Here is a 24,155-nt window from a genome sequence, read left to right as displayed (position 1 = left end):
CTCCTGATAAAGATGCGTGACCACTCCGGGCCACTCGGACTGCCGCTCCCTCACAGGGCTCAGGCAGCTTCCATGGGGAGGATTCTGCGGCATGGGAAGGGGGAATACTGCCCGGTTACCTCCATATACATGGGCCCTACCTCCAAGGGGATAGGCACTGGTGGTTGAAGGGTTAGGCCAACAATCTCAACGTTCACGGCGAGGTCCTCGCGCATGGTCGGCCACCATCACCAGCATGCACACCACCAGGGCGGCATAGAGGAACATGAAGCCCGCGGTAGGCACCCCCAGCCATTCACCGCCCAGCACGAAGACCGGTGGTAGCAGGGCAGCGAAGAGCCCGCCCAAGGTCAGCGCCAGCCCCCCCACCAGCGCCATGCCGTCACCATGATCGCGATGGATCAGCCGCATCAGGCTGCCCTGGCCCATCCCCATGGCGACGCCCATGGCCACCAGCAGCCCCAGAAAGCCCCATAGTGGTGCCGCATAGTGCAGCGTCAGTTCGCCATGCATGCCCTCGATGCGCATGGAGAAGGGGGGATAGGAGAGCAGGAAGAGGCAGACCAGCACGAAGGCGCTGATCCACCAGCGCAGGCTGCGGAAGTCGCGTCGATCGGCCAGGGCACCACCGATCACCTGACCCGCCCCGACGGCGAGCGTGAAGGGCAGCGACCAGAGCGCCGCGGCCTGTAGCGAGAGGCCGTAGCGGGCCGTCAGATGCCCGGGCAGCCATAGCGCCAGCGCCACGAAGGCGCCGAAGAAGAAGCTGTAGGTGATGGCCAGCCGCCACAGCTGCCAGTCGGCGAGGCGGGTGGCCAGATAAAGGACTCGCACGCGCGAAGACGGCCTGGCTGGTCGCGCCTCGTCATCCTCGGGCTCGACGACGGGGACATCACCGTCATCGGCGAACAGCCACAGCAGGGCCGCCACCAGCAGCACCGGCAGCAGGTAGAGCAGCGGTGCCAGGCGCCAGCCATAGGCCTGGCTGACCAGTGGCAGCAACAGGTAGCTAAGCCCCGCCCCCATCATGCCGGCCCCGTAGAAGCCCAGCGACAGGCCGGCATGGCGCGGCGGCCCGAGTTTCGCCACATAGACCAGGCCGGCGGCCAGCGAGCCGGCCCCCAGCCCCAGCCCCAAGCCGGCCAACAGGAATTCCAGGTAGTGATGCGCCCGGCTGATCCACCACAGGAAGGGACAGGTCAGCAGCAGACAGCCGAGCATGACCCGACGCCCGCCATGCTGTCGGGCCAGCAGTGCCATGGGCAGGCTGGCCAGGGCCCCGGCTAGCATCGGCATAGCCAGCAACGCCGCGAAGCCGACGCCTCCCAGCGCCAACTCCCGGCGGAGCTCCACACCGAGCACGGCGAACAGGGTCCAGCAGGCGAAGACCAGGGCGAAGGCCAGGGGCGATAGCAGGACCACCACCAGCGAGCGATAGCCCGGGGGTGCCGATTCGTCATCGACCGGCGCATCGCGCGGCGCGTTCGTGAGAGAGTCGGGATCGCGGGACATGGGGCCGGGGCTCGAGAGGGTTGACGGAATTCTCGGAAGCCCGGGCAGCAGGGTCAAAAGGGCAAGGGAGGTACACCTTTGAGGGAGCAACGACTACCCACTAGGGTATAGTGGCATCCCCAATCCATACTCGTGGGAAGGCTCTGCCGCCGATGAAACTGCTGCAACGCTCCCTGGTGGCCCGCATCATCGCCTCGCTGCTGGCAATCAGCGCCATGGCACTGACCAGTATCGTGGTGACCATGGTGGTGGCCAACGGTAGCCGCGGCGATGCCGCCGCCATCAACGTGGCCGGCTCGCTGCGCATGAACACCTACCAGATCGTCGCGGCCCTGCAGCGCTACGAACAGCAGCCCGACGAGACGCAACGAGAAAGAGTCGAGGCACTGGGCGAGCGCTTCCGCGAACGGCTGGCCAGTCCCCGGCTGACCGAGGCCCTGCCCGAAGCCGAGGACCATCCCCTGCAACAACACTACCGGATGCTGCAGGCACGCTGGGATGAGGCACTGGCGCCCCAGGTGACCCGTACCATTGACGGCGGAGGACTGGAGGTCGAGGCATTGCGCCAGACCCTGGACGAGCTGGTGGATGATATCGACCAGTTGGTCACACATCTGGAGCGGAACAGCGAGGCCAAGATTCGCCTGCTTAGCGTATTGCAAATCCTCTTCCTCGTACTGACTGCCGTGGTCGTGGCCATCGCCCTCTACGACATCCGCCACAACCTGGTGGCCCCGCTGCATCAGCTAGTGGTGCTGGCCCGGGAGGCCGGTCGTCGCAACTTCCGTTACCGCACCCGGCTCAAGGGCAGCGACGAGCTGGCCCTGCTGGGCCGGACCCTGGATACCATGGCCGGCGAGCTCGCCACCAGCTACGCCGAGCTGGAGGAGCGCGTCTCGCTCAAGCAACAGGAGCTAGAACGCAGCAACCAGGTCATGCAGGTGCTCCACGACGGCAGCCGGGCCCTCTATGGCGGCGGCAACGACCTCTGCGCCAGCGCCGCTCCGATGCTGCGACGCATCGAACAGCTGCTCGACATCGGCCCCATTCGGCTCTCGCTGCATGACCCCTTCGACGACCGCGAAGTGCCGATACTGGCCACCCATTCGCGCAGCCGCCCGACCTACTGTCGCGACTACGACTGCCATGCCTGCCTGCTCGAGCCCGAGCCCTTGGAGCTCTCCGAGACCGGCGAAGCGGAGTGCCTGCTGCTACCGGTAAGCGTCGGCGCGACCCTGCTCGGCACCCTGGAGGTCTGGTATTCCAGGGACCGCGGGCTCACCGACAGCACCCGTAGGCTGCTCAATGCCCTGACCGACCAGCTGGCCACGGCGATCTATCTGCAGCGACGCATCGAGGAGCAGCAGCAGGTGACGCTGATGAACGAGCGCACCATAATCGCCCGGGAGCTCCACGACTCCCTAGCCCAGTCGCTCTCCTACCTCAAGATGCAGGTCGCCAGGCTCGAGCGCATGCAGGCCAGGGAAATGCCCCGCGAGGCCCAAACGGCGGTATTCGGCGAGCTGCGCACCGGGCTGGACAGCGCCTATCGCCAGCTGCGCGAGCTGCTCACCACCTTCCGACTCAAGCTCGAGGGGCCCGGCCTGCAAAGCGCCATGCGCCAAACCACCGAGGAGTTCGCCGAGCGGCTGGGCTTCCCGGTGGAGCTGTGTTTCGACGTGCCGCCTCACCTGCTCAATCCCAACGAAGAGATCCATGTACTGCAGGTGGTCCGCGAGGCGCTGGCCAACACCCACAAGCATGCCCGCGCCCACTGGGCGGCGGTCACGGTGGGCTTTCAGCAGGCCCGCCTGCATGTCATGGTCGAGGACGACGGCATCGGCCTGCCGGATGATGGCTCGCCACCCATGCACTATGGCCTGGTGATCATGCGCGACCGCGCCGATACCCTGGGCGGAGAGTTCAGGGTGCGCAACCGCCAGACCGGCGGCACCCTGGTGGAACTCACTTTCTCTCCCAAAACCGCGCGACTGATCGCCCAGCAGCCGGTCCGCGGGCCCGAGACCACCACCATTCAACACGGACACAGGGACTAGCCCAAGATGACCCGGACCGATCACGACACCCCTGCCACGATCCTGCTCATCGACGACCATCCATTGCTGCGCCGAGGCGTGGCCCAGCTACTCGAGCTGGAAGATGACCTGGACCTGGCCGGTGAGGCGGGCGAGCCGGAGGTCGGCATCCGGCTCGCCAGCGAACTCGACCCCGACATGATCCTTCTCGACCTCAACATGCCAGGCATGGACGGCATCGCCACCCTGAAGCAGCTGCGCGAGCGGGGCTATGCCGGACGCATCGTGATGTTCACCGTCTCGGACCATGAGGAGGACGTGGTGGCCGCCCTGCGCAACGGTGCCGACGGCTACCTGCTCAAGGACATGGACCCCGACGAGATGGTTCGCCAGCTGCGCCAGGCGGCCCTGGGTCGCATGGTGATCAGCGAGAGCCTCACCGCCCTGCTGGCCGAGGCCCTGCGCAGCCAGCGCAACCAGCCGGCGGCCCCGGATATCCACAGTCTGACCCAGCGCGAGCGCGAGATCCTGCGCGAGCTGGCCGCCGGCCTTTCCAACAAGTTGATCGCTCGCAAGCTCGACATCACCGAGGGCACGGTGAAAGTGCACGTCAAGCACCTGCTCAAGAAGCTCAACCTGCGCTCGCGGGTGGAAGCCGCAGTATGGGCCGTCCAGGAGGGTGTGGAAAAGTAGATCCTGTGTGGATACCTCCAAAGACCCTCGACGCGTCCGCCGCCCCTCTCCTCGCGCCTCCCTCCACGACAAATATCTTAAAGATCAATGATATGGAGTCGGATACCGCCTACCTCCCTGGAGGTATCCTGCTGATTTTCCGGCATGACCACCCCGTTTCGCCATTTCCTGACGAGGCGTATCTTTCGCCGCAAAGCCCCATGGCTTGATACCGGTCAACCATGACCGAGGGCCCGGGGCCCCATGCAGCGCTTTGAGGGGAAATGCCATGACCAGAAAGAATGCCGACATCGAACATTGGGATGTCGAGAACGAGGAGTTCTGGGAAAAGGAGGGCAAGAAGGTTGCCAACCGCAACCTCTGGATTTCCATTCCCAGCCTGCTGATGGGCTTCGCCGTCTGGATGATGTGGGGCATGATCACCACCCAGATGCAGAACCTCGGCTTCCCGTTCTCGGTCGGTGAACTGTTCACTCTGACGGCACTGGCCGGCCTTTCCGGCGCCACCCTGCGCATTCCGGCTTCTTTCATGATCCGCATCGCCGGCGGTCGCAACACCATCTTCCTGACCACCGCCCTGTTGATGATTCCCGCCCTGGGCACCGGCATCGCGCTGATGAATCCCGGAACCCCGCTGTGGGTCTTCCAGGCCCTGGCGCTGCTCTCCGGCATAGGCGGCGGCAACTTCGCCTGCTCGATGAGCAACATCTCCAGCTTCTTCCCCAAGAAGCAACAAGGCTATGCCCTGGGCATGAACGCCGGCCTGGGAAACTTCGGTGTCACCACCATGCAGATCCTGATCCCGTTGGTGATGACCGTGGGCATCTTCGGCGCCATCGCCGGTGACCCCATGGAATTGCAGAAGGCCAGCGGCACCCTGATCGGCCGCATCGAGGCCGGGACCGACACCTGGATCCAGAACGCCGGCTTCGTATGGATGCTGTTCCTGATCCCGCTGGCCTTCGCCGGCTGGTTCGGCATGAACAACCTGCGCACCATTACCCCGGACCCGGGTACGCCGGCGTCGGCTTTCGGAAAGATCCTCGGCCTCTACGCCGTAGGCGCGGTAACCAGCATCATCGGCATGTTCGCCCTCAACCTGCTGGGCATGTGGATCGCCCTGCCGCTGACCATCGTGCTGACCGTGGTCCTGTTGCGCCTGATTCCCGGCAACATCAAACCCAACATCCAGAAACAGTTCGCGATCTTCTCGAACAAGCACACCTGGTCGATGACGGTACTCTACATCCTCACGTTCGGCTCCTTCATCGGCTTCTCCGCCGCTCTGCCACTCTCCATCAACGTCATCTTCGGCAACATGATGGAAGTCGCCGCCGACGGCAGCGTGACCCGGGTGGCCAACCCGGACGCGCCCAGCGCCCTGACCTGGGCCTGGATCGGTCCCTTCGTCGGTGCCCTGATCCGTCCGGTGGGGGGCTGGATCTCCGACAAGGTGGGCGGCTCCATCGTCACCCAGATCATCTCCGTGATCATGGTCGTCGCCTCCGCCGTCACCGGCTATGTGATGATGCTGGCCTACAACGCCACCGACCCGAACAGCTACTTTGCGATTTTCATGATGATGTTCGTGGTCCTGTTCGCCGCCAGCGGCATCGGCAACGGCTCCACCTTCCGCAGCATCGGCGTGATCTTCGATGCTCAACAGAAGGGTCCGGTGCTCGGCTGGACCTCCGCCGTGGCCGCCTACGGCGCCTTCATCGCCCCGCGGGTGATGGGCGAGCAGATCCAAGCCGGCACTCCGGAACTCGCCATGTACGGTTTCGCGGTCTTCTACGCGCTCTGCCTGGTGGTCAACTGGTGGTTCTACCTGCGTCCCGGCGCCTACGTGAAGAACCCCTGAACCTTCGTTGGCTTGGGATAAATAGCATATTTTCAATGAGTTATATCGATTTTTTTTGATGCCCATCAAGCCACAAAATCACCTTAGGCATCTCCTGAAAATCATCCCATTACCTGGCAAACTCGGAGGGTCTCATGGCCTCTGAACGCTTCAAGCAATATTCGGTGCTGGTGGCCAATACTTTTGCGTTCACCATGTGCTTCATGGTGTGGACGATGTTCGGCGAGATCGGCGTGCCCATCGCCGAGCAGCTCAACCTGAACGGCACCCAGTTCGGTGTTCTCACCTCGGTACCCATCCTGACCGGCGCACTATCACGCCTGCCGTTGGGCGCCATGACCGACCGTTTCGGCGGCCGCCCGGTGTTCTTCATCATCCTGGTCCTCATCGTGCCGGCCATCTGGCTGGTGCAGTTCGCCACCCAGTACTGGCAGCTGCTGGTACTCGGCGCCTTCATCGGCCTGGCCGGCGGCGCCTTCTCGGTGGGCATCACCTACACTGCCAAGTGGTTCGAGAAGGACCGCCAGGGGCTGGCAATGGGCATCTTCGGGGCCGGCAATGCCGGAGCCGCGGTAACCAAGTTCATCGCCCCCACGGTCATCGTGATGCTGAGCTGGCAGGCCGTACCCAACATCTATGCGGCGATCATGCTGGTGACCGCCATCCTGTTCTGGTTCTTCACCTACTCCAACCCCGCCCACCGCAACGCCAGCAAGATATCCCTGCGCGAACAGGCCAGGGTGCTCAACGACCCACGGGTGTGGAAGTACTGCCAGTACTACTCGGTAGTGTTCGGCGGCTACGTGGGCGTCTCGCTGTGGCTGACCCGCTACTACATGACCGAGTACGGCATGGGCATCCAGCTTGCCGCCCTGATCGCCACCATCTTCGTGCTGCCCTCGGGCGTGATCCGTGCCTTCGGCGGCTGGCTCTCCGACCGCTTCGGCGCGCATACCGTCACCTGGACCTGCATGTGGGCCAGCCTGATCGCGCTGTTCATCATGTCCTACCCCGAGACCCAGTACCGTATCGCGGGGGCCGGTGGCGAGGGCGTCGTGGAGTTCGGCTTCGGCATCCCCATCTGGCTGTTCACCGCCGCGCTCTTCGTGGTGGGTATCGCCTGGGGCATCGGCAAGGCTTCGGTCTTCAAGTACCTCTCCAACGATTACCACGAGAACCTGGGCCTGGTCTCCGGTATCGTCGGCCTGGCCGGTGGCCTGGGCGGCTTCCTGCTGCCGATCATGTTCGGCGCCCTGGTCGACCTCACCGGCGTGGCCACCACCGTGTGGATGCTGTGCTTCGGCGTCACGCTGGTCTCCATCATCTGGATGTGGTGGACCGAGCGCCGCGCGCCGATACTCACTCGCGACGGGACGCACGGTGGCAAGCCGGTCGAGACTTGATCCAGGCCAGGAAAATTCACCGCGCCTCGCGTTATAGTGGTATCTGAAATACATCAAAGGCCGGATCCACGATGCGGGATCCGGCCGATTGCCGGATGCGAGGTGTTCTCCATGTCCCACACCCTGGCCCACGAACTTCCCGCCAACCCCGACAAGGCCGCCCGCGGTCGCGGCGCGGCCATCGTCGTCTACATGCTCTTCCTGGGCAGCGTACTGGCCGTGGTCACCGCCCCCGTCGGCGTGCTGATCGCCCACCTCAAGCGCCGCAACGCCGAGCCCTGGGTGCAGAGCCACCTGCAGTTCCAGATCCGCACCTTCTGGCTGGGCATGCTCGGGGGCGGGCTCTTCGTCGCCACCTGGCAGCTGCTGGGCCTGGTGGGCGCTCCTGCCGTGGCGCCCTGGGCACTGGGCTATATCTATTTCACGGCCTGCCTGATCTGGATGGTGGCGCGCTGCGGCGTTGGCATCAGCCGCCTGACCTCCAACCAACCGGTGACCAACCCGCACAGCCTGGCCTTCGGCGGCGCGCGGGTGACACTGGCGGACGGATGAGCGAAAAAGCGTTACCCAACCCCGGGTGGGGGCCGTTCTCGGCACTGCCCGGCAATCCCTTGATGTGGGTGCTGATCCTGAGCGAGATGCTGGTCTTCAGCGCCTTCTTCGCTCTTTACGCCGCGGAACGTGTGACGGCAACGGCCCTCTTCGATGCCTCCCAACGTGAGCTCGATCCGCTGATGGGCGGGCTCAACACCCTGGTGCTGCTGACCAGCGGGCTCTGCGTGGCCCTGGCCGTGGAGGCGGTGAGCGCTGGACGGATCCGCCGGACCCGTCAGTGGCTGGGCGCCTCCATGGGACTGGGTGTGCTGTTCGGCGTGATCAAGGTGGTCGAGTATTCGAACAAGTTCGCCGCCGGCATCACCCCGGAGACCAATGCCTTCTTCGGCTTCTACTATGGGCTCACCGCCTTCCACTTCGCCCATGTGCTGTTCGGCCTGGCGCTGCTCGCGCTGGTGACCTGGCGCACCTCAACCGAGAACGTGGAGACCGCTGCCGCCTTCTGGCACATGGTCGACCTGATCTGGATCCTGCTCTACCCGCTGCTCTATCTATTGCGCTGAAGGCTCTAGTTATTCCGCTGAAGGCTCTCTATTGCGCTGAACCGGAGGCCGTATGACATCGCTACCCGGCACCCGCCGCCTGCTGATCACCTGGGCCATCCTGATGACCCTGACGGTGGTATCGATGGTCTCGGCGCGCCTCGACCAGGGCGACTGGCAATCGCTGCCACTGTGGTCGGCGGGGCTGGTGATCGCCGCCACTGGCTTCAAGGCCCACCGGCTGCTGATGGTCTACCTCAACCTGCGCGCCGCCACCCCGGCCTGGAAGGGCACCTTCGTAGGTCTGGTAATACTGACGCTGGCGCTGATCGCCGGGAGCTACCTGGTGGCGCGACTGGCCGGTTGACACCGACTCCTTCCCAACGCACACCTGCCGCAGAACGAACACGCGAGCCCCCTGGCGCCCACTACACAGCGGTATCGATTCGCCGTTATCGTTGCACAAGAGGCCGCGAGGACGTGCCCCGCGCCGGGATGCCTGTTATAAGGGGAGCCTGTAGGCGCAAGCACCGCGCCGTGCGAAACGTTGCACGCACAGACTCCACTTCCGCGTTTTCTCAAGAGCGTCGCTGGGCGACGAAAGGATTATGACCTCGCCACCCTCCTCGCTACCTTCCTCGGCATCCGGCACCCTCGTGGCCATTGGCGGCGCCGAGGACAAGACATCCGATCTCGAGATTCTCAGACGGGTCTTCGCCCTGGCCCCGGCGGGCAACCACGAGGTTGCGGTCATCGCCACGGCCAGCAGCATCCCCGACCAGGTCCTGCCCGAATACGAAGCGGCCTTCTCTCGCCTGGGCGCCAGCCGTGTCCATTTGCTGGAGATACAGGATCGCCAGCAGGCCGCTGACACCGATACCGTGCGACTGATCGAGCAGAGCGGCGTCGTCTTCTTCAGCGGCGGTGACCAACTACGCCTGACCAATGTCCTGGGTGGCTCGCGCGTTCTGACGGCTATCCGCGAACGCCTCCATGACGGGGCGGTAGTGGCCGGGACGAGTGCCGGGGCGGCGGCCATGCCGGGCACCATGATCTACAATGGCGCTGCCGCCGATGCCCTGCGCAAGGGTGCGGTCAACATGACCTTCGGTCTGGGTCTGGTCGATGGCCTGATCATCGACAGCCACTTCCTCGAGCGCGGACGCTTCACACGCCTGATGGAAGTCGGGGCCAGCAACCCGGAACACCTGGGAGTGGGCCTGGGCGAAGATGCCGCCGTGATCATCCATCCCCACGGTATCCTCGAAGCCATCGGGCCCGGTCATGTCATCCTCATCGACAGCCGAGACCTGGCGAGCTCGAACATCGCCGGCCTGTCCATGGGCGAACCGGTGGCCATCGAGCACATGATCCTGCATGCCATGGTCAGCGGCCACGGATTCGACATCGAGGCGCGGCGCTACCTGGTTCCCGACGCGCTCAGCTCACTACTGGCGGAGTCCCCATGAATATTCTCCAGCATCGTGCCCTGCGTGGCCCCAACTACTACAGCCGCTACCGGGCCATCTTCATGCGCCTGGACATCGGCGAGCTGGAAGAGCGCCCCAGCGATACCGTTCCCGGCATCGTCGGTCGCCTCACCACCCTGATCCCCAGCCTGCAGGAACACCGCTGCTCGGTGGGTCGGCCCGGCGGCTTCCTGGAGCGCCTGGAGCGCGGTACCTGGGCCGGCCATGTGGTCGAGCACGTGGCCATCGAGCTACAGAACCTGATCGGCTTCTCGGTGGGTTACGGCAAGACCATCGACTCCTACGAGACCGGCATCTACAACGTGGTCTACCGCTACCGCGACGAGGCCTGCGGTCTGGCGGCAGGGGTCGAGGCGGTGGATCTCGTCACGCGGCTGTTCAATGACGGCGAGATCGACCTGGAGTCGATCCTCGACCGCCTCAGGCAGGTCCGTGACGACCACATGCTGGGGCCCTCCACCGCCTCCATCGTGGCGGCCGCCGTGCGTCGCGATATCCCCTACACCCGCCTCAGCGAGGACAGCAGCTACATCCAGTTGGGGCACGGCCATCGCCAGAAGCGCATCCAGGCCACGGTAACCTGCCAGACGGACCTGATCGGCTACAGCATCGCCGACGACAAGGACTGGACCAAGCAGATCCTCGGCGATGCCGGTATCCCGGTGCCCCAGGGACAAGTGTGCAACTCCTTCGAGGAGGCTCTGGAGGCGGCGCGCTACATCGGCTATCCAGTGGCAACCAAGCCCCTCATCGGCAACCACGGCCGCGGTGTGAGCACCAACATCGAGGATGACCACGCCCTGCGCGAGGCCTTCGAGATCGCCTCTCACCGCAACCCCTCGGTGATCGTCGAGCAGTACATCCGCGGCGAGGACCATCGCCTGCTGGTCATCGACGGCAAGCTGGTGGCCGCCGCCAGGCGCCGCCCCGCCCATGTGGTCGGCAATGGAACCGATACCCTGCAGGCTCTGGTGGATAAGGAGAACCAGGACCCGCGTCGCGGTGTCGGCCACGAGAATCTGCTCACCCAGATACAGCTCGACGAGCAGTCCGTGCGAATGCTCGACCAGCAGAACCTGACCCTGCAGAGCGTGATCCCCAAGGAGGAGATCGTCTATCTCAAGCCCACTGCCAACCTGAGCACCGGGGGAACGGCCACCGACGTGACCGAAGACGTGCATCCCGAGGTGAAGTACGCGGCGGAGCGCATCGCCCGCCTGGTGGGCCTCGACATCATCGGCATCGATCTGCTCGCCGAGACCCTCAGCCGGCCCCTCGAGGAGCAGTCCGCTGGGGTGGTGGAGGTCAATGCCGGCCCCGGCTTTCGCATGCATATCTCGCCCACCCACGGCACCGGGCGCGATGTCGGCCACCATGTCGTCGACATGCTGTTCCCCGACCCCGAAAGCAACGCGCGCATTCCTATCGTTGCGGTCTCCGGCACCAACGGCAAGACAACCACGGTGCGCCTGATCTCCCATCTGCTGCGCCAGGCGGGACGCAACGTGGGCATGGCATGTACCGGCGCCATCGAGATCGACAACCACGTCATCATGCGCGGCGACTACAGCGGCCCCCAGGCGGCCAATATCGTGCTGCGCGAACCCACCGTCGAGACCGCCGTCCTCGAGGTCGCCCGCGGCGGCATCATGCGCCGCGGACTGGGCTTCGACGAGTGCGACGTGGGGGTGCTGCTCAACATCGCCAGCGACCACCTGGGCGAGCACGATATCCATACCCTGGACGAGCTGGCACGCTGCAAGACGGTGGTCATCGATGCCGTGAGCAAGAGCGGCACCGCTGTGCTCAATGCCGACGACCCGCGTGTCCTGGCCGGCCAGGAGTGGGCGCGTGGCGAGACCATCTTCTTCACCATGGACCCCAACTCACGGCCGGTCCGTCAGCATGTCCGCGAACACGGGGTGGCCTTCACCGTCCACAACGAGCGCATCGTGATGCGCCAGGGCCATGTGGAGGCCGAGGTGATTCCGGTGGTGGACGTACCCATCACCTTCGAGGGACACGCCAGCTTCAACGTCGCTAATGCCCTGGCGGCCAGCGCCGCGGCCTATGCTCTGGGGCTCTCCATCGCCGATGTCCAGATGGGCCTGCGCACCTTCCACCCCACCCCGGGACAGAACCCCGGGCGCACCAACCTCATCGAGGCCGAGGGCATCAAGGTGCTCATCGACTACGGGCACAACGTGCCGGCCCTCGAGGCCTTGAGCGAGCTGGTCGGCCGGATTCCCGCCGGGCGGCGCATCAGCGTGGCCAGCGCCCCAGGCAATCGCCGCGATGAGGACCTGTTCAGCCTGGGCACCCTGCTCGCACGCATGCATGACATCGTCTACATCTACGAGACCGATTCCCGCGGGCGTACCCCCGGCGAGGCCGCGGGCCTGCTGCGAAAGGGCGCTGAATCGGTGGGCGGCGCCTGCCGGGTGGAGATCATCATGGAGGAGGCCCAGGCCGTCGACAGGGCCTTCGACGAGGCAAGCCAGGGCGACCTGCTGGTGCTGCTGATCGATGACATCGGCGGCGCCATCGAGCGCTTCAGGGGGCGGCGCTTCTCGCCAGTGCATGAATCCGCCGGCGAATCGAGCTGATGGCATCCGCCCCGATCAAAGGGAAGGCCGAGCCCCTGCTGACACTGCTGCGCGTCGGACGTATCCAGGCGCCGGAACCGCTCGAGGCCACCGACATCCTCATCGCCGACGGGCGCATCGCCGCCCTGGGGCGGGATATCGAGGTCCCGGCAGGCTGGCCGATCGAGGTGATCGAGGCGCGCGACCTGGTTGCCGTACCCGCCTTCATCGACCAGCACGTCCACGTGACGGGAGGTGGCGGCGAAGGGGGCTGCGGCAATCGCTGCCCCGAGATCACCGCCGAGGAGATCGCCGCCATGGGCATCGCTACCGTGGTGGGGGTGCTCGGCACCGACAGCATCAGCCGCTCCCCGGCGGACCTTCTCGCCAAGGTGCGCGGGCTGCGTGCCGAGGGAATCGCGGCCTACATGTACACCGGCGCCTATCGCGTTCCGCCACCGACCCTGACCGGCGATCTCCAGCGCGACCTGGCGTGGATTCCCGAGGTGATCGGCCTTGGCGAACTGGCGATCTCGGACCATCGCTCCAGCCAGCCCAGGCAGGACGAGATCGAGCGACTGGTCAGCGAGACTCGCGTCGGTGCCATGCTGGCCGGCAAGCGCGGCATCTGCCACTTCCATGTCGGCGATGGCAGGCGGGGCCTGGAGCCGCTGCGCCGGCTGATCGCGGAGACCGAGATTCCAGCCGACCAGGTGATCCCCACCCACGTCAACCGCCACCGCGCCCTGCTCGAGGAGGCCGCCGACTATGCGCTGGGGTTCGAAGCCTGCGTGGACGTCACCGCCTTCGACGAGGTGGGTGAGGAGGACATCTCCGCCTTCGAGGCGGTGTCCTTCCTGCTCGAGCGCGGCGTGCCCGCCGAGCGCATCACCATGAGTTCCGACTGCAACGGCAGCCTCCCCGAGTTCGACGCCAAGGGCGAGTATCTGGGCATGCGGGTGGCCCGCAACACCGCCCTGATCGGCGACTGGCAGCGCCTGGTCCGTGAGCAGGTGCTCCCCATGGAACTGGCCCTGGGAGTGATCGGCGCCAATGTGGCGAGAGTGCTGGGCCTGCAGGATCACAAGGGACGCCTGGCCGTGGGCTTCGATGCCGACGTGACCCTCATCGATGACGACCTCCAGCCACGACAGACTTTCGTGGCGGGGAAATGCATCTATCACGACGCCTCGCCGTCTTGACCTAAATTGGCTCATCGACGCGGCGTCCTTGTAAACGTCGCGCCGTGCTAGCATCGCAGGGACACCCGATCCGAGCCTTCCTGACGGCTGATACCTCCAACGACCGAAGAGGCGAGGCGCGAATGAATAACGGCAAATCCGTCTTCGGCTGCCTGGCCTGGCTAGGCCTGGGCCTTTTCCTGGCGACACCGGTAAGCGCTGCTCAGTTGCAGGTAATCGATGCCAGCACCGGCGAACCGCTGGAGAATGCCGTGATCGAGGTGCAGATTCCTGACGCGTCCCCGGCGGCTGGCTACATCACGCAGGTGACGCAGCGTGATGCCACTTTCATCCCGCATGTCTCGGTGGTGGCCGTGGGTAGCCGGGTCATCTTTCCCAACCGCGATACCACTCGCCATCATGTCTTTTCCTTTTCGCCGGCCAAGGTCTTCGACCTGGAACTCTACCTGCAGGACACCCCACCGCCCGTGATCTTCGACCAGGCAGGCGTGGTGGTGCTGGGTTGCAATATCCATGACCACATGCAGGCCTTCATCGTGGTCAGCGACGCCCCCCACATCGTCAGAACCGACGCCGACGGCCGAGTGACGATGCCTGATCTCCCGGCGGGTCGCCATGCGTTGCGGATCTGGCATCCTCGCCTGGATGACACGCATCAGCGGTGGTGGGAAGGACAGATCACCCAGGGAGAAACCCGCACCGTGGCGCTCGACCTCGAGGCCAGACTGCCGGTACCCGCCGAGCCCTCGGCACTCCAAGAACGATTCAGGCAGGCGCTCCAAGACCACGAGGGGTCCTGAATGTCGTTTCGCCGCCGCCTTCTGCTGGTAATGCTGGCCGTCGTCGTCATCGCTCAACTGGTGGCCGCAGGTGCCACGCTGCGTACGCTTCAGCAGGACACGCTGGCTAGAGGCGAACGCGAACTCGGTGTGGGACTTGACGTCACGCGTCAACTGCTCAAGGAACGCGGCCGCCAGCTACGCGATAACGTGGCGATACTCGCCTCGGACTTCGGCTTCAAGAGTGCCGTGGCCACCCAGGACACCGACACCTTGATCAGCGTGCTCGCCAACCACGGCGACCGCGCCAACGCCGACATGGTGCTGCTGGGCGACCCCGAGGGCCAGTTGCTGGCCAGCAGCCACCATACACCCGACATCCCCCTGCCCTTCCCCGAGCTGTGGCAACAGGCTCGCGAGGAGGGCGAGGCGGTCGAGGTGGTGATGCACGAGGGGCGCCCCTATCAGTTCGTGCTGATGCCCGTGCGAGCCCCGGGGCTGATCGGCTGGGTCGGCATGGGCTTTTTGCTCGATGCCGACTTGGCCGAGGAGATCGGCGCCCTGACCCGCCTGGAAACCCGCTTCGTCAATGAAGAGCAGCGCGATGCATTGATCGCGGACGACCGCTACTTGAGCCGCAGCCAATTGCTCTATGACGGCGAGGAGGGACAGGCCTATGCGGTGGCACAGCAGCGGCGCAGTGACCTGCTCGCCGCTTATTCGGCACTTCGCTGGCAGTTACTGGTGATCTTTACCCTGACGCTGCTGTTGACTGCGGTGATCGCCGCGCTGAGCGCGCGCAGCATGGCGCGGCCGTTGACCACGCTCGTCGATGCCGCCCGCCGCATCGGTCACGGTGAGCGCATGCGCGACATCAAGGTGTCGCCGAACGGCGAGATCGGACTGCTCGCCGATACGCTACTGACCATGCAGGATGACATCGCCAGCCGCGAAACCACGCTGCGCTATCAGTCACGCCATGATCAGCTCACGAACCTGGCCAACCGCCATTCGGCGGTACAGGACATCGACGACGCCATCGCCCAGGGTGAGGCCTTTACCCTGCTGCGCCTCTCGATCACCGATTTTCGGACCATCAACGACACCTTCGGCTATGCCATCGGCGATCAGGTGCTGAAGGTCCTGGCCGACCGCCTCGACCGCCTGCCTCCACCGCAGATCGAGGCCTACCGCCTGAGCGGCGACGAATTCATGCTGTATCTGGCAGCGCCGGCTGCGGAGCCCGGCTGGCTGGCGGCGTTACAGGAGCGCCTGACGCAACCGATTGATCTGGAAGGTTCGCCGATTCGCCTGACGCTGGCCATCGGTGAGGTGCGCTATCCCCTCCATGGCGACAATGCCACGCTGTTGCTGCGGCGCGCCGAAATCGCCCTGGACATGACCCGTCGTGCCCGGCTTGAGCATCAGTGCTACCTGGAGGGTCAGGACGAGCTGCACCTGCGTCAGCTGACGCTGGTACGCGACCTGCAGGAAGCGGTGACCCAGGACCAGCTCACGCTGGTCTACCAGCCCCAGCTCGACGCCCGGACCGGGCGGCTTTCCGGCGTCGAGGCGCTGATGCGCTGGCATCACCCCAGCCTGGGCTTCATCCCACCGGACGAATTCATTTCACTCGCCGAACACTCAGGGCATATTCATCGCTTGACCCGCTGGATGCTGAACAAGATATGCGCCCAGCTCCAGACATGGGACCGTCAGGGCTGTTCGCTGGTGGCTGCGATCAACCTCTCGGCCAAGGACGTCACCGATATCGACCTGCCCGCCCGGCTGCGCGCTTGCCTGGCGGAATACGGGATGGGGCCGGAGCGTCTGCGTCTCGAGGTGACCGAGAGCGCCATCATGCAGGACCCCGAACACGCCAGCCGACAACTCGAAGAGCTGCGCCGTACCGGGCTGTGTATTGCCGTGGATGACTTCGGCACCGGTTACTCGTCGCTGGCTCAGCTCAAGCGCCTACCGGTCCAGGAGCTCAAGATCGACAAGTCGTTCATCCTCAAGCTCGAGGAGAGCGCCGACGACGAGATCATCGTGCGTTCCACCATCGAGCTCGGCCATAACCTGGGCCTCGCAATCGTCGCCGAGGGCGTGGAAACCACCGCCGCGCGAGCAGTGCTTGAACGGCTTGGCTGCGACACTCTGCAGGGTTACCTGATTTCACGGCCACTGGCGGCCGAACATATCGTCGACTGGGCTACCCACCATCAGGCCTCTTTGCCCGAGGAGCAGACCCCATGAGCCACCTGCCGCGATTCGCCAGCCTGTTCTGCAAACACCTCTTTTCAGGAATGGGTCTGCTGCTCTGGGCGATCATCACCACCTCCCCTGCCCTGGCCGGCAGTCGGCTGTTGGGCACCGGTGGCGTTACGCAGATCGAGGGCGCCGCCGGAGGCGGCCTCTCGCCCTGGGGGGTGCTGGCCGGCACCGCCAGCGAGGGCGAATGGGCCGTCACCGCGAATCGCACCGAGGCCCGGCTCGACGACTATCGGCTCGCGGTCAGCGGTGTCGCTTTCAACTGGCAGGATCGGGTCGAAGTGTCCTTCGCCCGCCAGCGCCTAGGCCTGGATACGCTGGGTGGCGATCTGGAACAGGATATTCACGGCCTCAAGCTGCGGCTGGTCGGCGACGTGCTCTATCACCCCTGGGGCATCTGGAGCCTGGGCGTACAGCACAAGCGACTGTATGACGGCAGCCTGGCCCGGGCAGTGGGTGCGGATTCGACCCAGGGCAACGACATCTACCTCAGCGGCAGCAAGCTGCTGTTCGATGCCGTGGCCGGCCGCAACCTGCTGGTGAACCTCACGCTGCGTTCGACCCGGGCGAACCAGGGCGGCTTGCTGGGCTTCGGCGGTGACGAGAAAGAGAGTCGCTCCCTGGCGGCGGAGGGGTCGGTGGGCCTGTTTCTCACCCCGAACTGGGTGGTGGGCATGGAGTATCGCCAGAAGCCCGACAATCTCGGCTTCGCTCGCGAGGATGACTGGCAGGATCTCTACAGCGCCTACTTCTTCAACAAGCATGTGTCGCTGACCGGTGCCTGGCTCGACCTGGGCTCGATCGCCGGCCTGGACCAGCAGCGTGGCGGCTACCTGTCGTTGCAGGTCGCCTTCTAGACAGGAGCCCTTCATGAAACTCGTTCGCTGCCTTGTCGTTCTCGTCCTGCTCGCCCTGGTGCTGAGCGGCTGCATGCAGCGGCCCACCTCGCCAACACCGACCCTGTATACCCAGTTGGGCGGCGAGGCGGGTGTGGCGGCGATCGTCGAGGACTTCACCTATCGGCTGGCCGGCGACGACGAGATCGTGGTGTTCTTCGCCAATTCCAATATCGATCGCTTCGTCGCCTCCTTGGAGGAGCAGATCTGCAGCATCAGTGACGGGCCCTGCGTCTACAGTGGGCCCCCCATGGATCGCGCCCACCAGCACATGGGCATCACCAACGCCCACTTCAATGCCCTGGTCGAGCACATGCAACAGACGCTGATCGATCAGGACATTCCCCCCGGCCCACGCAATCAACTGCTGGGCCGCCTGGCCCGGCTCCACGGGGAGATCATGTCGTTGCAGTAGAGCGGGTAGCTCGCGCTACCCCGACGGCGGCTCGCTCGCCCGAGCCCAGCCTTCCAGGGCACGCGCCAGGCGCATCAAGCCGTAGACCACGAAGGGCACCAGCAGCATCAGGCCGATGCCCCAGTCGCGATTGTTGATCAGCCACACCAGTGGCAGTACTACTGCCACGGCGGCCAGGCACCAGGTCGCCACGGCGAGGATGATTCGGGTTTGCATCGTCATGACGGGGCTCCTCGAAAGTGGGTTCAGCTGGCGATGATCTGGCGATAGATCCCCGGAAGCGCCAGGGAGAGGTGGTCGGGACGCTGCACGATGGCATAGCCGCCGCGGCCGAACAGGTGCGGGATATAGCGCCCCGCCTCGCGGTCGATGGTCACCCCGAACACCCGGACTTCCTGGCGGCGCGCCTCGAGCACCGCCTTGCGGGTATCCTCGATGCCGTAGCGTCCCTCGTAGTAGTCGTTGTCGTTGGGCTTGCCATCGGTAAGCAACAGCAGCAGCCGGTGCCGGTTGGGGCGCTCGGCCAGTTGCCCGGTCAGGTGACGGATCGCCGGCCCCATGCGGGTATAGCTGCCCGGCCTGAGGGCGGCGATACGCCGCGAGACGCGCTCGCCCATGGGCTCATCGAAGTCCTTGAGGGTATTGACCCACACCTTGTGGCGCCGCTGGGAAGTGAAGCTGTGGATCGAGTAGTCGTCGCCGCAGCCCGCCAGACCGTGGCCCAGCACCAGCAGTGCCTCCTTGGCCACGTCCAGCACCCGGCGATCCTCCAGCCAGGCCTCGGTGGAGAGCGAAACATCCACCAGGATCGATACCGCCAGGTCACGAGCCTGGGTGCGAGTGTCCAGGTAGAGCCGATCGCTGGACTCGCCGGTGGCGGCCAGGTCGCATTGCGAGCGGATCACCGCGTCCATGTCGAGCTCGCTACCGTCCAGCTGACCGCGCAGGATCTCGCGACGCGGGCGCAGGGCCTCGAACTCGCGACGCACGCGGCGAATACGCCGACGGGTCGCTTCGTCGGGAGACCAGTTTTCTCCCTCCTCGCTCTGCACGTTGCTGAGCACCACGCAGTGATCGGGCAGGTAGGCCTGTTTGCGGTGATTCCACTCGGGATAGGTATGGCGCCCCTTCAGCCGCCCACCGGCAACCTCGTCCGGGGCCAGGTCGAGGTCGAGCTTGAGGCGGGAGGCAGCCTTCTGGCGGTTGGGTGACAGCACGATCTCGTCGATCTGGTCGGCGGCCTTCTTGGCCTCCTCCTCTTCCTCGTCGTCCACCAGGCGGTTGAGGTTCACCATCTCCGCCCAGGAGAGCATTTTCTCCATGTTGTTGAGCATCAAAGGGTCGTCGCGGTCTGCCTGGTCTTGCTCACGACGGTCCGCCTTGCGCTTGCCCTGATCATCCTCGGGGGAGTCGCCGGCACGCGCCACCTCTTCATCGTCGTCGACGGTGGCTTCGCGGGCCCTATCGCGGGTTCCCAGCATCACGGCCTGGCCCCACAGCGGCACCGGAAGCGGCGGGCGGTAGCCGCGCGGGGCGCGGAACGCCTCGAGCGGGAAATCCGACTCGCGGATGGCGCGCTGCATGGCTCCGGCCCAGGCCTCGTCGGGATCGGGGGCGCCCAGCTCGGCGCGTAGCGCCGACTCCAGGGCCGCCTCCATGGGCGGCAGCCGCATGCGCCGTGGACGGATGGCGAGCAGCTCGCCGCACAGTCGCACGTAGCGATCTGTCAGTCCCGGGAAGCGTGCCAGAGCGGCCCGTGTCGTGCGACGCGCCTCGCGCAGGCGCTGCAGATCGGCCTGCAGCGGGTCCGAGGAGAGCGGCACCGGCCGAGCTTCGGCCAGGAAGGCGGTGAGCCACAGGTAGAGGTCGCGGTTGAGGGCGGCCTCGGGAAAGAGCGCCAGGCGCGGTGGCAGCAGCAGATTTTCCTCGTCGCGGCGAGCCTGGTCGAGGTCCTCCTCGTCGAGCCCCAGGCGCTGACGCAGGCTCAGCCGGTGCGTCGAGGCACGACGGGCGATGGCGGCCACCTCGATGCCCTGCTCACCGCCGCCGGCGCGGAAGAACACGCCGAGCATGGGGCGCAGGCTCTCGAGGGTCACCGCCGCCTCGGGGTGGTCGGGATAGCTCGCCGCGCCGGAGGCCCAGCGGTGCCAGAAGCGGCCGACGGTCTCTTCGACCTCAAGAAAGTCCAGCATAATCAGCTCTCAACCAAAGGTGGCCTGGATGGCTTCCATCAAGCCTTCCTGGACGTCTACATCGTCGGAGAGTGGCTCCACCAGGGTGGCGCGGGCGGCATCGAGGACCGGCATCCCGGCCTGGATCAGGGTCGCACAGTAGACCAACAGGCGGGTGGAAACGCCCTCTTCAAGATCCTGGCCCTTCATGTCGCGCAGGCTGGCCGCCAGGTTGACCAGGGATGCGCAGCGCTGCGCATCCAGTCCACTCTCGCGGGCCACAATGTCGCGCTCGACATGGGGGGGCGGGAAGTCGAAGGACATCGCCACGAAGCGCTGGCGAGTGCTGGGCTTCAGGGACTTGAGGATGTGCTGGTAGCCGGGGTTGTAGGAGACCACCAGCATGAAGTCGTCGGGCGCCTCGAGCAGCTCGCCGGTACGTTCCAGCGGCAGCAAGCGGCGGTCGTCGGTGAGCGGGTGCATCACCACGGTGACGTCCTTGCGCGCCTCGACCACCTCATCGAGGTAGCAGATGCCGCCCTCACGCACGGCGCGCGTCAGTGGTCCGTCGACCCAGCGGGTCTCGCCGCCCTGCAGCAGGTAGCGTCCGGTGAGGTCGGCGGCGGTCAGGTCATCGTGGCAGGAGACGGTGAACAGCGGCTTACCGAGCTTCGCCGCCATGTGGCTGACGAAGCGGGTCTTGCCACAGCCGGTCGGCCCCTTGAGCAGCAGCGGCAGGCGCTGCTGGAACGCTTGCTCGAACATCGTGCACTCGTTGCCCACGCTCTCGTAGTAGGGAATCTCTTGCTCGCTGGCATCGGCGGCCACGGAGGAAAGGGGCATGAAGATCACTCCTGTCAGGGTGATTGACGAAGAACCGAAAGAAAGAGGGCCCCGACCGGGGCCCTCGGATGGTCAGGCGTGATCGGGGCCTGCGGTCAGTTGGGTGCCTCCGGCCGGCACCTGCTCGCGGGCCGGGCCGAAGAAGGCGTAGAGCAGCATTACTGCACCGATGGCCACGGCCACCCCGGCGCCCAGGCGCATCATGTAGAAGAGGCCAAGCTGGCTCTGCACCTCCATGAAGTTCATCCCCAGCACACGCTGCAGGTGCGTCTGGACGACACCGGCGAACGTCAGCGTGAAGGTCATGAAGCACATGGCACCGGTCATGATCCAGAAGCCCCACATGTTCAGCACCTGATTATAGGGCTGGACGCGGCGCAGGTGCGGCATGGCGAAGGTGATGATACCGAGAATCAGCATCACGTAGGCGCCATAGAAGGCCAGGTGGCCATGCGCGGCGGTGACCTGAGTGCCATGGCTGTAATAGTTGACCCAGTGCAGGGTATGCATGAAGCCCCACACGCCGGCACCGAAGAAGGCCACGGCCGGGCAACCCAGGGCCCACAGCATGGCGGCCTTGTTGGGGTGGTTACGGCTGCCCTTCCAGAACATGGTGAAGGCGAACACCACCATGGCGAAGAAGGGAATCACCTCCAGGGTGGAGAAGATGCTGCCGATGGGCTGCCAGTAGCTCGGTGCGCCGATCCAGTAGTAGTGGTGGCCGGTGCCCAGCAGGCCGGAGAACAGTGACAGGCCGACGATGATATACAGCCACTTCTCGATCACCTCGCGGTCGACACCGGTCATCTTGATCAGCAGGTAGCCCAGCAGCGCCGACATGATCAGCTCCCACACGCCCTCGACCCAGAGGTGCACCACCCACCACCAGTAGAGCTTGTCTACGGCGAGGTTGGTGGGATTGTAGAAGGCGAACAGCCAGAATACCGCGGCCAGCCACAGGCCCAGCATCAGCACCAGGTTGATGGCGGTCCGGCGGCCCTTGAGCAGGGTCATGCTGGTGTTGAACAGGAACATCAGGAAGGAGATGGTGATCAGCACCTTGACCCAGAACGGCTGCTCCAGGAACTCGCGTCCTTCGTGGATCCCGAACTGGTAGCCGACCAGCGCCGCGGCCCCGGCAAAGGCGAAGATCGCCAGTTGGATATAGGCGATGGTGGGACTATGGATCTCGCGCTCGGCCTCTTCCGGCATCAGGTAGTAGGTAGAGCCCATGAAGCCGATCAGCAGCCACACGATCAGCAGGTTGGTATGGCTGACCCGCATGATGTGGAAGGGCATGAACTCGGCCATGAAGTTTGGCCAAACATAGACGCTGGCGGCCAGCAGTCCGAAGACGACCTGCAGTGCGAAGAGTGCCATGGCCACCATGAAGAATGGCAGTGCCACCTTCTGGGTTTCGTATTTCATCGGTGTCGTTCTCCTAGATTTATCCGCGGTCCGGCGATCTGGCGTTCAGGCGGCTCAGCCGGCGGGGTGCGGCGGCCAGTCCTGGTCGTCGATACCGTCGGTCCATTCGAGGAAGTCGATCAGCCCTTGCATATCCTCGTCGCTGAGGTCATAGGCGGGCATCTGGCGGCGTCCCTGGCCCCCCAGCGGCTGGGCACGGATCCAGGCCTCGAGACCTGCGCGAGCTGCCTCCGGATTGTCATGTCCCCCGTAGCGCTCCCAGACATTGCCAAGCTCCGGTGCAAAGTAGGCGCCCTCGCCCATGATGCTGTGGCAGTTGATGCACATGTTCTTTTCCCACACTTCCTTGCCGTGCTCGACGGACTCGGTGAGCCCCTCGCTGTCGGTGGACGTGTTGACCATGTACCAATGACTGTGGGCCGTCAGCGCGGCAAACAGCAGAAAGAAGAACAGCGACCCGCCGTAGAAGATGTTGCGGGCCGCCGACTTGGTGAGACCGTCGGCCATGGACCATACCCCCTTGCTAGTGTGGCAGTGCCGCCGCCCCTCACGGCAGACAGCCCTGCGTCTCTTTTAAGATGTATAGCAAATACATGTTAAGCCTAGCAGCAGAACATGGGGAAGGGCTTTGACGCCGGTCAATTTCTGAGGAAGGAAGGTGGGCGACAGCCAAACAGGATGTCGCCCGGAGGGCTCAGTGGCCGAGGATCTGGCTGAGGAACAGCTGGGTGCGCTCGGACTTGGGATGATTGAAGAAGGTCTCGGGGGGTGCCTGCTCGATGATCTGTCCCTGATCCATGAAGATTACCCGATCGGCCACGGTCTTGGCGAATCCCATCTCGTGGGTCACGCAGAGCATGGTCATGCCATCGCGGGCCAGCTCGACCATGACGTCGAGCACCTCCTTGATCATCTCGGGGTCCAGCGCCGAGGTCGGCTCGTCGAAGAGCATCACCTCCGGCTGCATGCACAGCGCCCGGGCGATGGCCACCCGCTGCTGCTGGCCACCGGAGAGCTGTCCCGGGTACTTGAGGGCCTGGTCGGCGATCTGCACCCGTTCGAGGATCTCCCTCGCCGTGCGCTCGGCCTCGGCGCGGGGCTTCTTCTGCACCCAGGTCTGGGAGATGCAGCAGTTTTCCAGCACGCTCAGGTGGGGAAAGAGGTTGAAGTGCTGGAACACCATGCCGACGTTGCGGCGAATCTGCTCGATCCGCTTCACATCCCGGGTCATGGGCATGCCATTGACCACGATGCGCCCTTCCTGATGCTCCTCGAGATGGTTGATGCAGCGGATCAGCGTCGACTTGCCCGACCCCGATGGACCGCAGATGACGATGCGCTCGCCCCGTGCGACCGTCAGGTCGATATCGCGCAGCACGTGGAAGTCGCCATACCACTTGTTGAGCCCGGTGATCTCGATCATCGGCGAGTCGGTCTGGGCGGCAGTTGCCTCGTTCATGAGAAGGTCCCGTT

General features: G+C 65.1%; 21 protein-coding genes. 14 read left to right on the top strand and 7 right to left on the bottom strand.

Translation table 11 applies throughout. The annotated features are described in order from the left end of the window. Positions 1-186 precede the first annotated feature (186 nt). Positions 187-1,512 (bottom strand): MFS transporter, encoded by a 1,326-nt coding sequence (locus BMY30_RS04475; protein ID WP_089711013.1) that lies wholly within the window; start codon positions 1,510-1,512, stop codon positions 187-189. 152 nt (positions 1,513-1,664) lie between these two features. Between BMY30_RS04475 and BMY30_RS04470 the strand changes: the two genes are divergently transcribed. The 14 genes from BMY30_RS04470 to BMY30_RS04405 all read left to right on the top strand — a co-directional run bounded on the left by BMY30_RS04470 (position 1,665) and on the right by BMY30_RS04405 (position 18,240). After that, positions 1,665-3,569 (top strand): type IV pili methyl-accepting chemotaxis transducer N-terminal domain-containing protein, encoded by a 1,905-nt coding sequence (locus tag BMY30_RS04470; protein ID WP_089711011.1) that lies wholly within the window; start codon positions 1,665-1,667, stop codon positions 3,567-3,569. Positions 3,570-3,575: 6 nt separating this feature from the next. Further along, the gene (narL, locus tag BMY30_RS04465) at positions 3,576-4,241 is read left to right on the top strand and encodes a two-component system response regulator NarL (protein ID WP_089711009.1); all 666 of its coding nucleotides are present in this window, start codon (positions 3,576-3,578) and stop codon (positions 4,239-4,241) included. Positions 4,242-4,509: 268 nt separating this feature from the next. Further along, positions 4,510-6,102 carry an MFS transporter gene (locus tag BMY30_RS04460; protein WP_089711007.1) on the top strand — a complete coding sequence of 531 codons (1,593 nt, stop codon included), beginning with the start codon at positions 4,510-4,512 and terminating at the stop codon, positions 6,100-6,102. 134 nt (positions 6,103-6,236) lie between these two features. Further along, positions 6,237-7,505 (top strand): MFS transporter, encoded by a 1,269-nt coding sequence (locus BMY30_RS04455; protein WP_089711005.1) that lies wholly within the window; start codon positions 6,237-6,239, stop codon positions 7,503-7,505. Between the two features lie 111 nt (positions 7,506-7,616). Continuing rightward, complete coding sequence (locus BMY30_RS04450; protein WP_089711003.1) at positions 7,617-8,057, top strand: DUF4870 family protein; 441 nt, start codon at positions 7,617-7,619, stop codon at positions 8,055-8,057. Next, complete coding sequence (locus BMY30_RS04445; protein WP_089711000.1) at positions 8,054-8,623, top strand: cytochrome c oxidase subunit 3 family protein; 570 nt, start codon at positions 8,054-8,056, stop codon at positions 8,621-8,623. The genes BMY30_RS04450 and BMY30_RS04445 overlap by 4 nt, the downstream gene beginning before the upstream one ends. Before the next feature lie 52 nt (positions 8,624-8,675). Beyond that, complete coding sequence (locus BMY30_RS04440; RefSeq protein ID WP_089710997.1) at positions 8,676-8,969, top strand: cytochrome C oxidase subunit IV family protein; 294 nt, start codon at positions 8,676-8,678, stop codon at positions 8,967-8,969. Between the two features lie 241 nt (positions 8,970-9,210). Beyond that, on the top strand, positions 9,211-10,071 hold the full coding sequence (locus tag BMY30_RS04435; protein WP_089710995.1) for a cyanophycinase: 861 nt from the start codon (positions 9,211-9,213) through the stop codon (positions 10,069-10,071). Further along, complete coding sequence (cphA, locus tag BMY30_RS04430; protein WP_089710993.1) at positions 10,068-12,698, top strand: cyanophycin synthetase; 2,631 nt, start codon at positions 10,068-10,070, stop codon at positions 12,696-12,698. Before BMY30_RS04435 ends, cphA begins: the two co-directional genes overlap by 4 nt. Then, the gene (gene iadA, locus BMY30_RS04425; RefSeq protein WP_089710991.1) at positions 12,698-13,879 is read left to right on the top strand and encodes a beta-aspartyl-peptidase; all 1,182 of its coding nucleotides are present in this window, start codon (positions 12,698-12,700) and stop codon (positions 13,877-13,879) included. Before cphA ends, iadA begins: the two co-directional genes overlap by 1 nt. A 122-nt stretch (positions 13,880-14,001) precedes the next feature. Continuing rightward, positions 14,002-14,679 carry a methylamine utilization protein gene (locus tag BMY30_RS04420; RefSeq protein WP_089710989.1) on the top strand — a complete coding sequence of 226 codons (678 nt, stop codon included), beginning with the start codon at positions 14,002-14,004 and terminating at the stop codon, positions 14,677-14,679. Further along, the gene (locus BMY30_RS04415) at positions 14,680-16,914 is read left to right on the top strand and encodes a putative bifunctional diguanylate cyclase/phosphodiesterase (RefSeq protein WP_089710987.1); all 2,235 of its coding nucleotides are present in this window, start codon (positions 14,680-14,682) and stop codon (positions 16,912-16,914) included. After that, on the top strand, positions 16,911-17,786 hold the full coding sequence (locus tag BMY30_RS04410) for a DUF3034 family protein (RefSeq protein WP_089710985.1): 876 nt from the start codon (positions 16,911-16,913) through the stop codon (positions 17,784-17,786). Before BMY30_RS04415 ends, BMY30_RS04410 begins: the two co-directional genes overlap by 4 nt. A gap of 13 nt (positions 17,787-17,799) precedes the next feature. Beyond that, a complete protein-coding gene (locus tag BMY30_RS04405) occupies positions 17,800-18,240 on the top strand; it encodes a group I truncated hemoglobin (protein ID WP_089710983.1) in 441 nt (146 codons plus the stop codon). Positions 18,241-18,255: 15 nt separating this feature from the next. On the opposite strand, the gene BMY30_RS04400 is transcribed toward BMY30_RS04405, so the two are convergent. The 6 genes from BMY30_RS04400 to BMY30_RS04375 all read right to left on the bottom strand — a co-directional run bounded on the left by BMY30_RS04400 (position 18,256) and on the right by BMY30_RS04375 (position 24,141). Continuing rightward, positions 18,256-18,462, bottom strand: a complete 207-nt coding sequence (locus tag BMY30_RS04400) for a hypothetical protein (protein ID WP_211607232.1) — start codon at positions 18,460-18,462, stop codon at positions 18,256-18,258. A gap of 23 nt (positions 18,463-18,485) precedes the next feature. After that, on the bottom strand, positions 18,486-20,432 hold the full coding sequence (locus BMY30_RS04395; RefSeq protein WP_089710981.1) for a nitric oxide reductase activation protein NorD: 1,947 nt from the start codon (positions 20,430-20,432) through the stop codon (positions 18,486-18,488). 9 nt (positions 20,433-20,441) lie between these two features. Then, complete coding sequence (locus BMY30_RS04390; protein WP_089710979.1) at positions 20,442-21,254, bottom strand: CbbQ/NirQ/NorQ/GpvN family protein; 813 nt, start codon at positions 21,252-21,254, stop codon at positions 20,442-20,444. 72 nt (positions 21,255-21,326) lie between these two features. After that, a complete protein-coding gene (locus BMY30_RS04385) occupies positions 21,327-22,682 on the bottom strand; it encodes a cbb3-type cytochrome c oxidase subunit I (protein WP_089710977.1) in 1,356 nt (451 codons plus the stop codon). 54 nt (positions 22,683-22,736) lie between these two features. Further along, positions 22,737-23,189 (bottom strand): c-type cytochrome, encoded by a 453-nt coding sequence (locus BMY30_RS04380; RefSeq protein ID WP_089710975.1) that lies wholly within the window; start codon positions 23,187-23,189, stop codon positions 22,737-22,739. Between the two features lie 187 nt (positions 23,190-23,376). Continuing rightward, positions 23,377-24,141, bottom strand: coding sequence for an amino acid ABC transporter ATP-binding protein (locus BMY30_RS04375; protein WP_280140876.1), 765 nt, complete (start codon positions 24,139-24,141; stop codon positions 23,377-23,379). Positions 24,142-24,155: the final 14 nt, after the last annotated feature.

The sequence above is a fragment of the Halomonas daqiaonensis genome, assembly GCF_900109725.1.
Taxonomy (GTDB): Bacteria; Pseudomonadota; Gammaproteobacteria; order Pseudomonadales; family Halomonadaceae; genus Halomonas; species Halomonas daqiaonensis.
The sequence above is the reverse complement of the archived record's forward strand: the minus strand, read 5'-3'. Positions and strand labels throughout refer to the sequence as shown.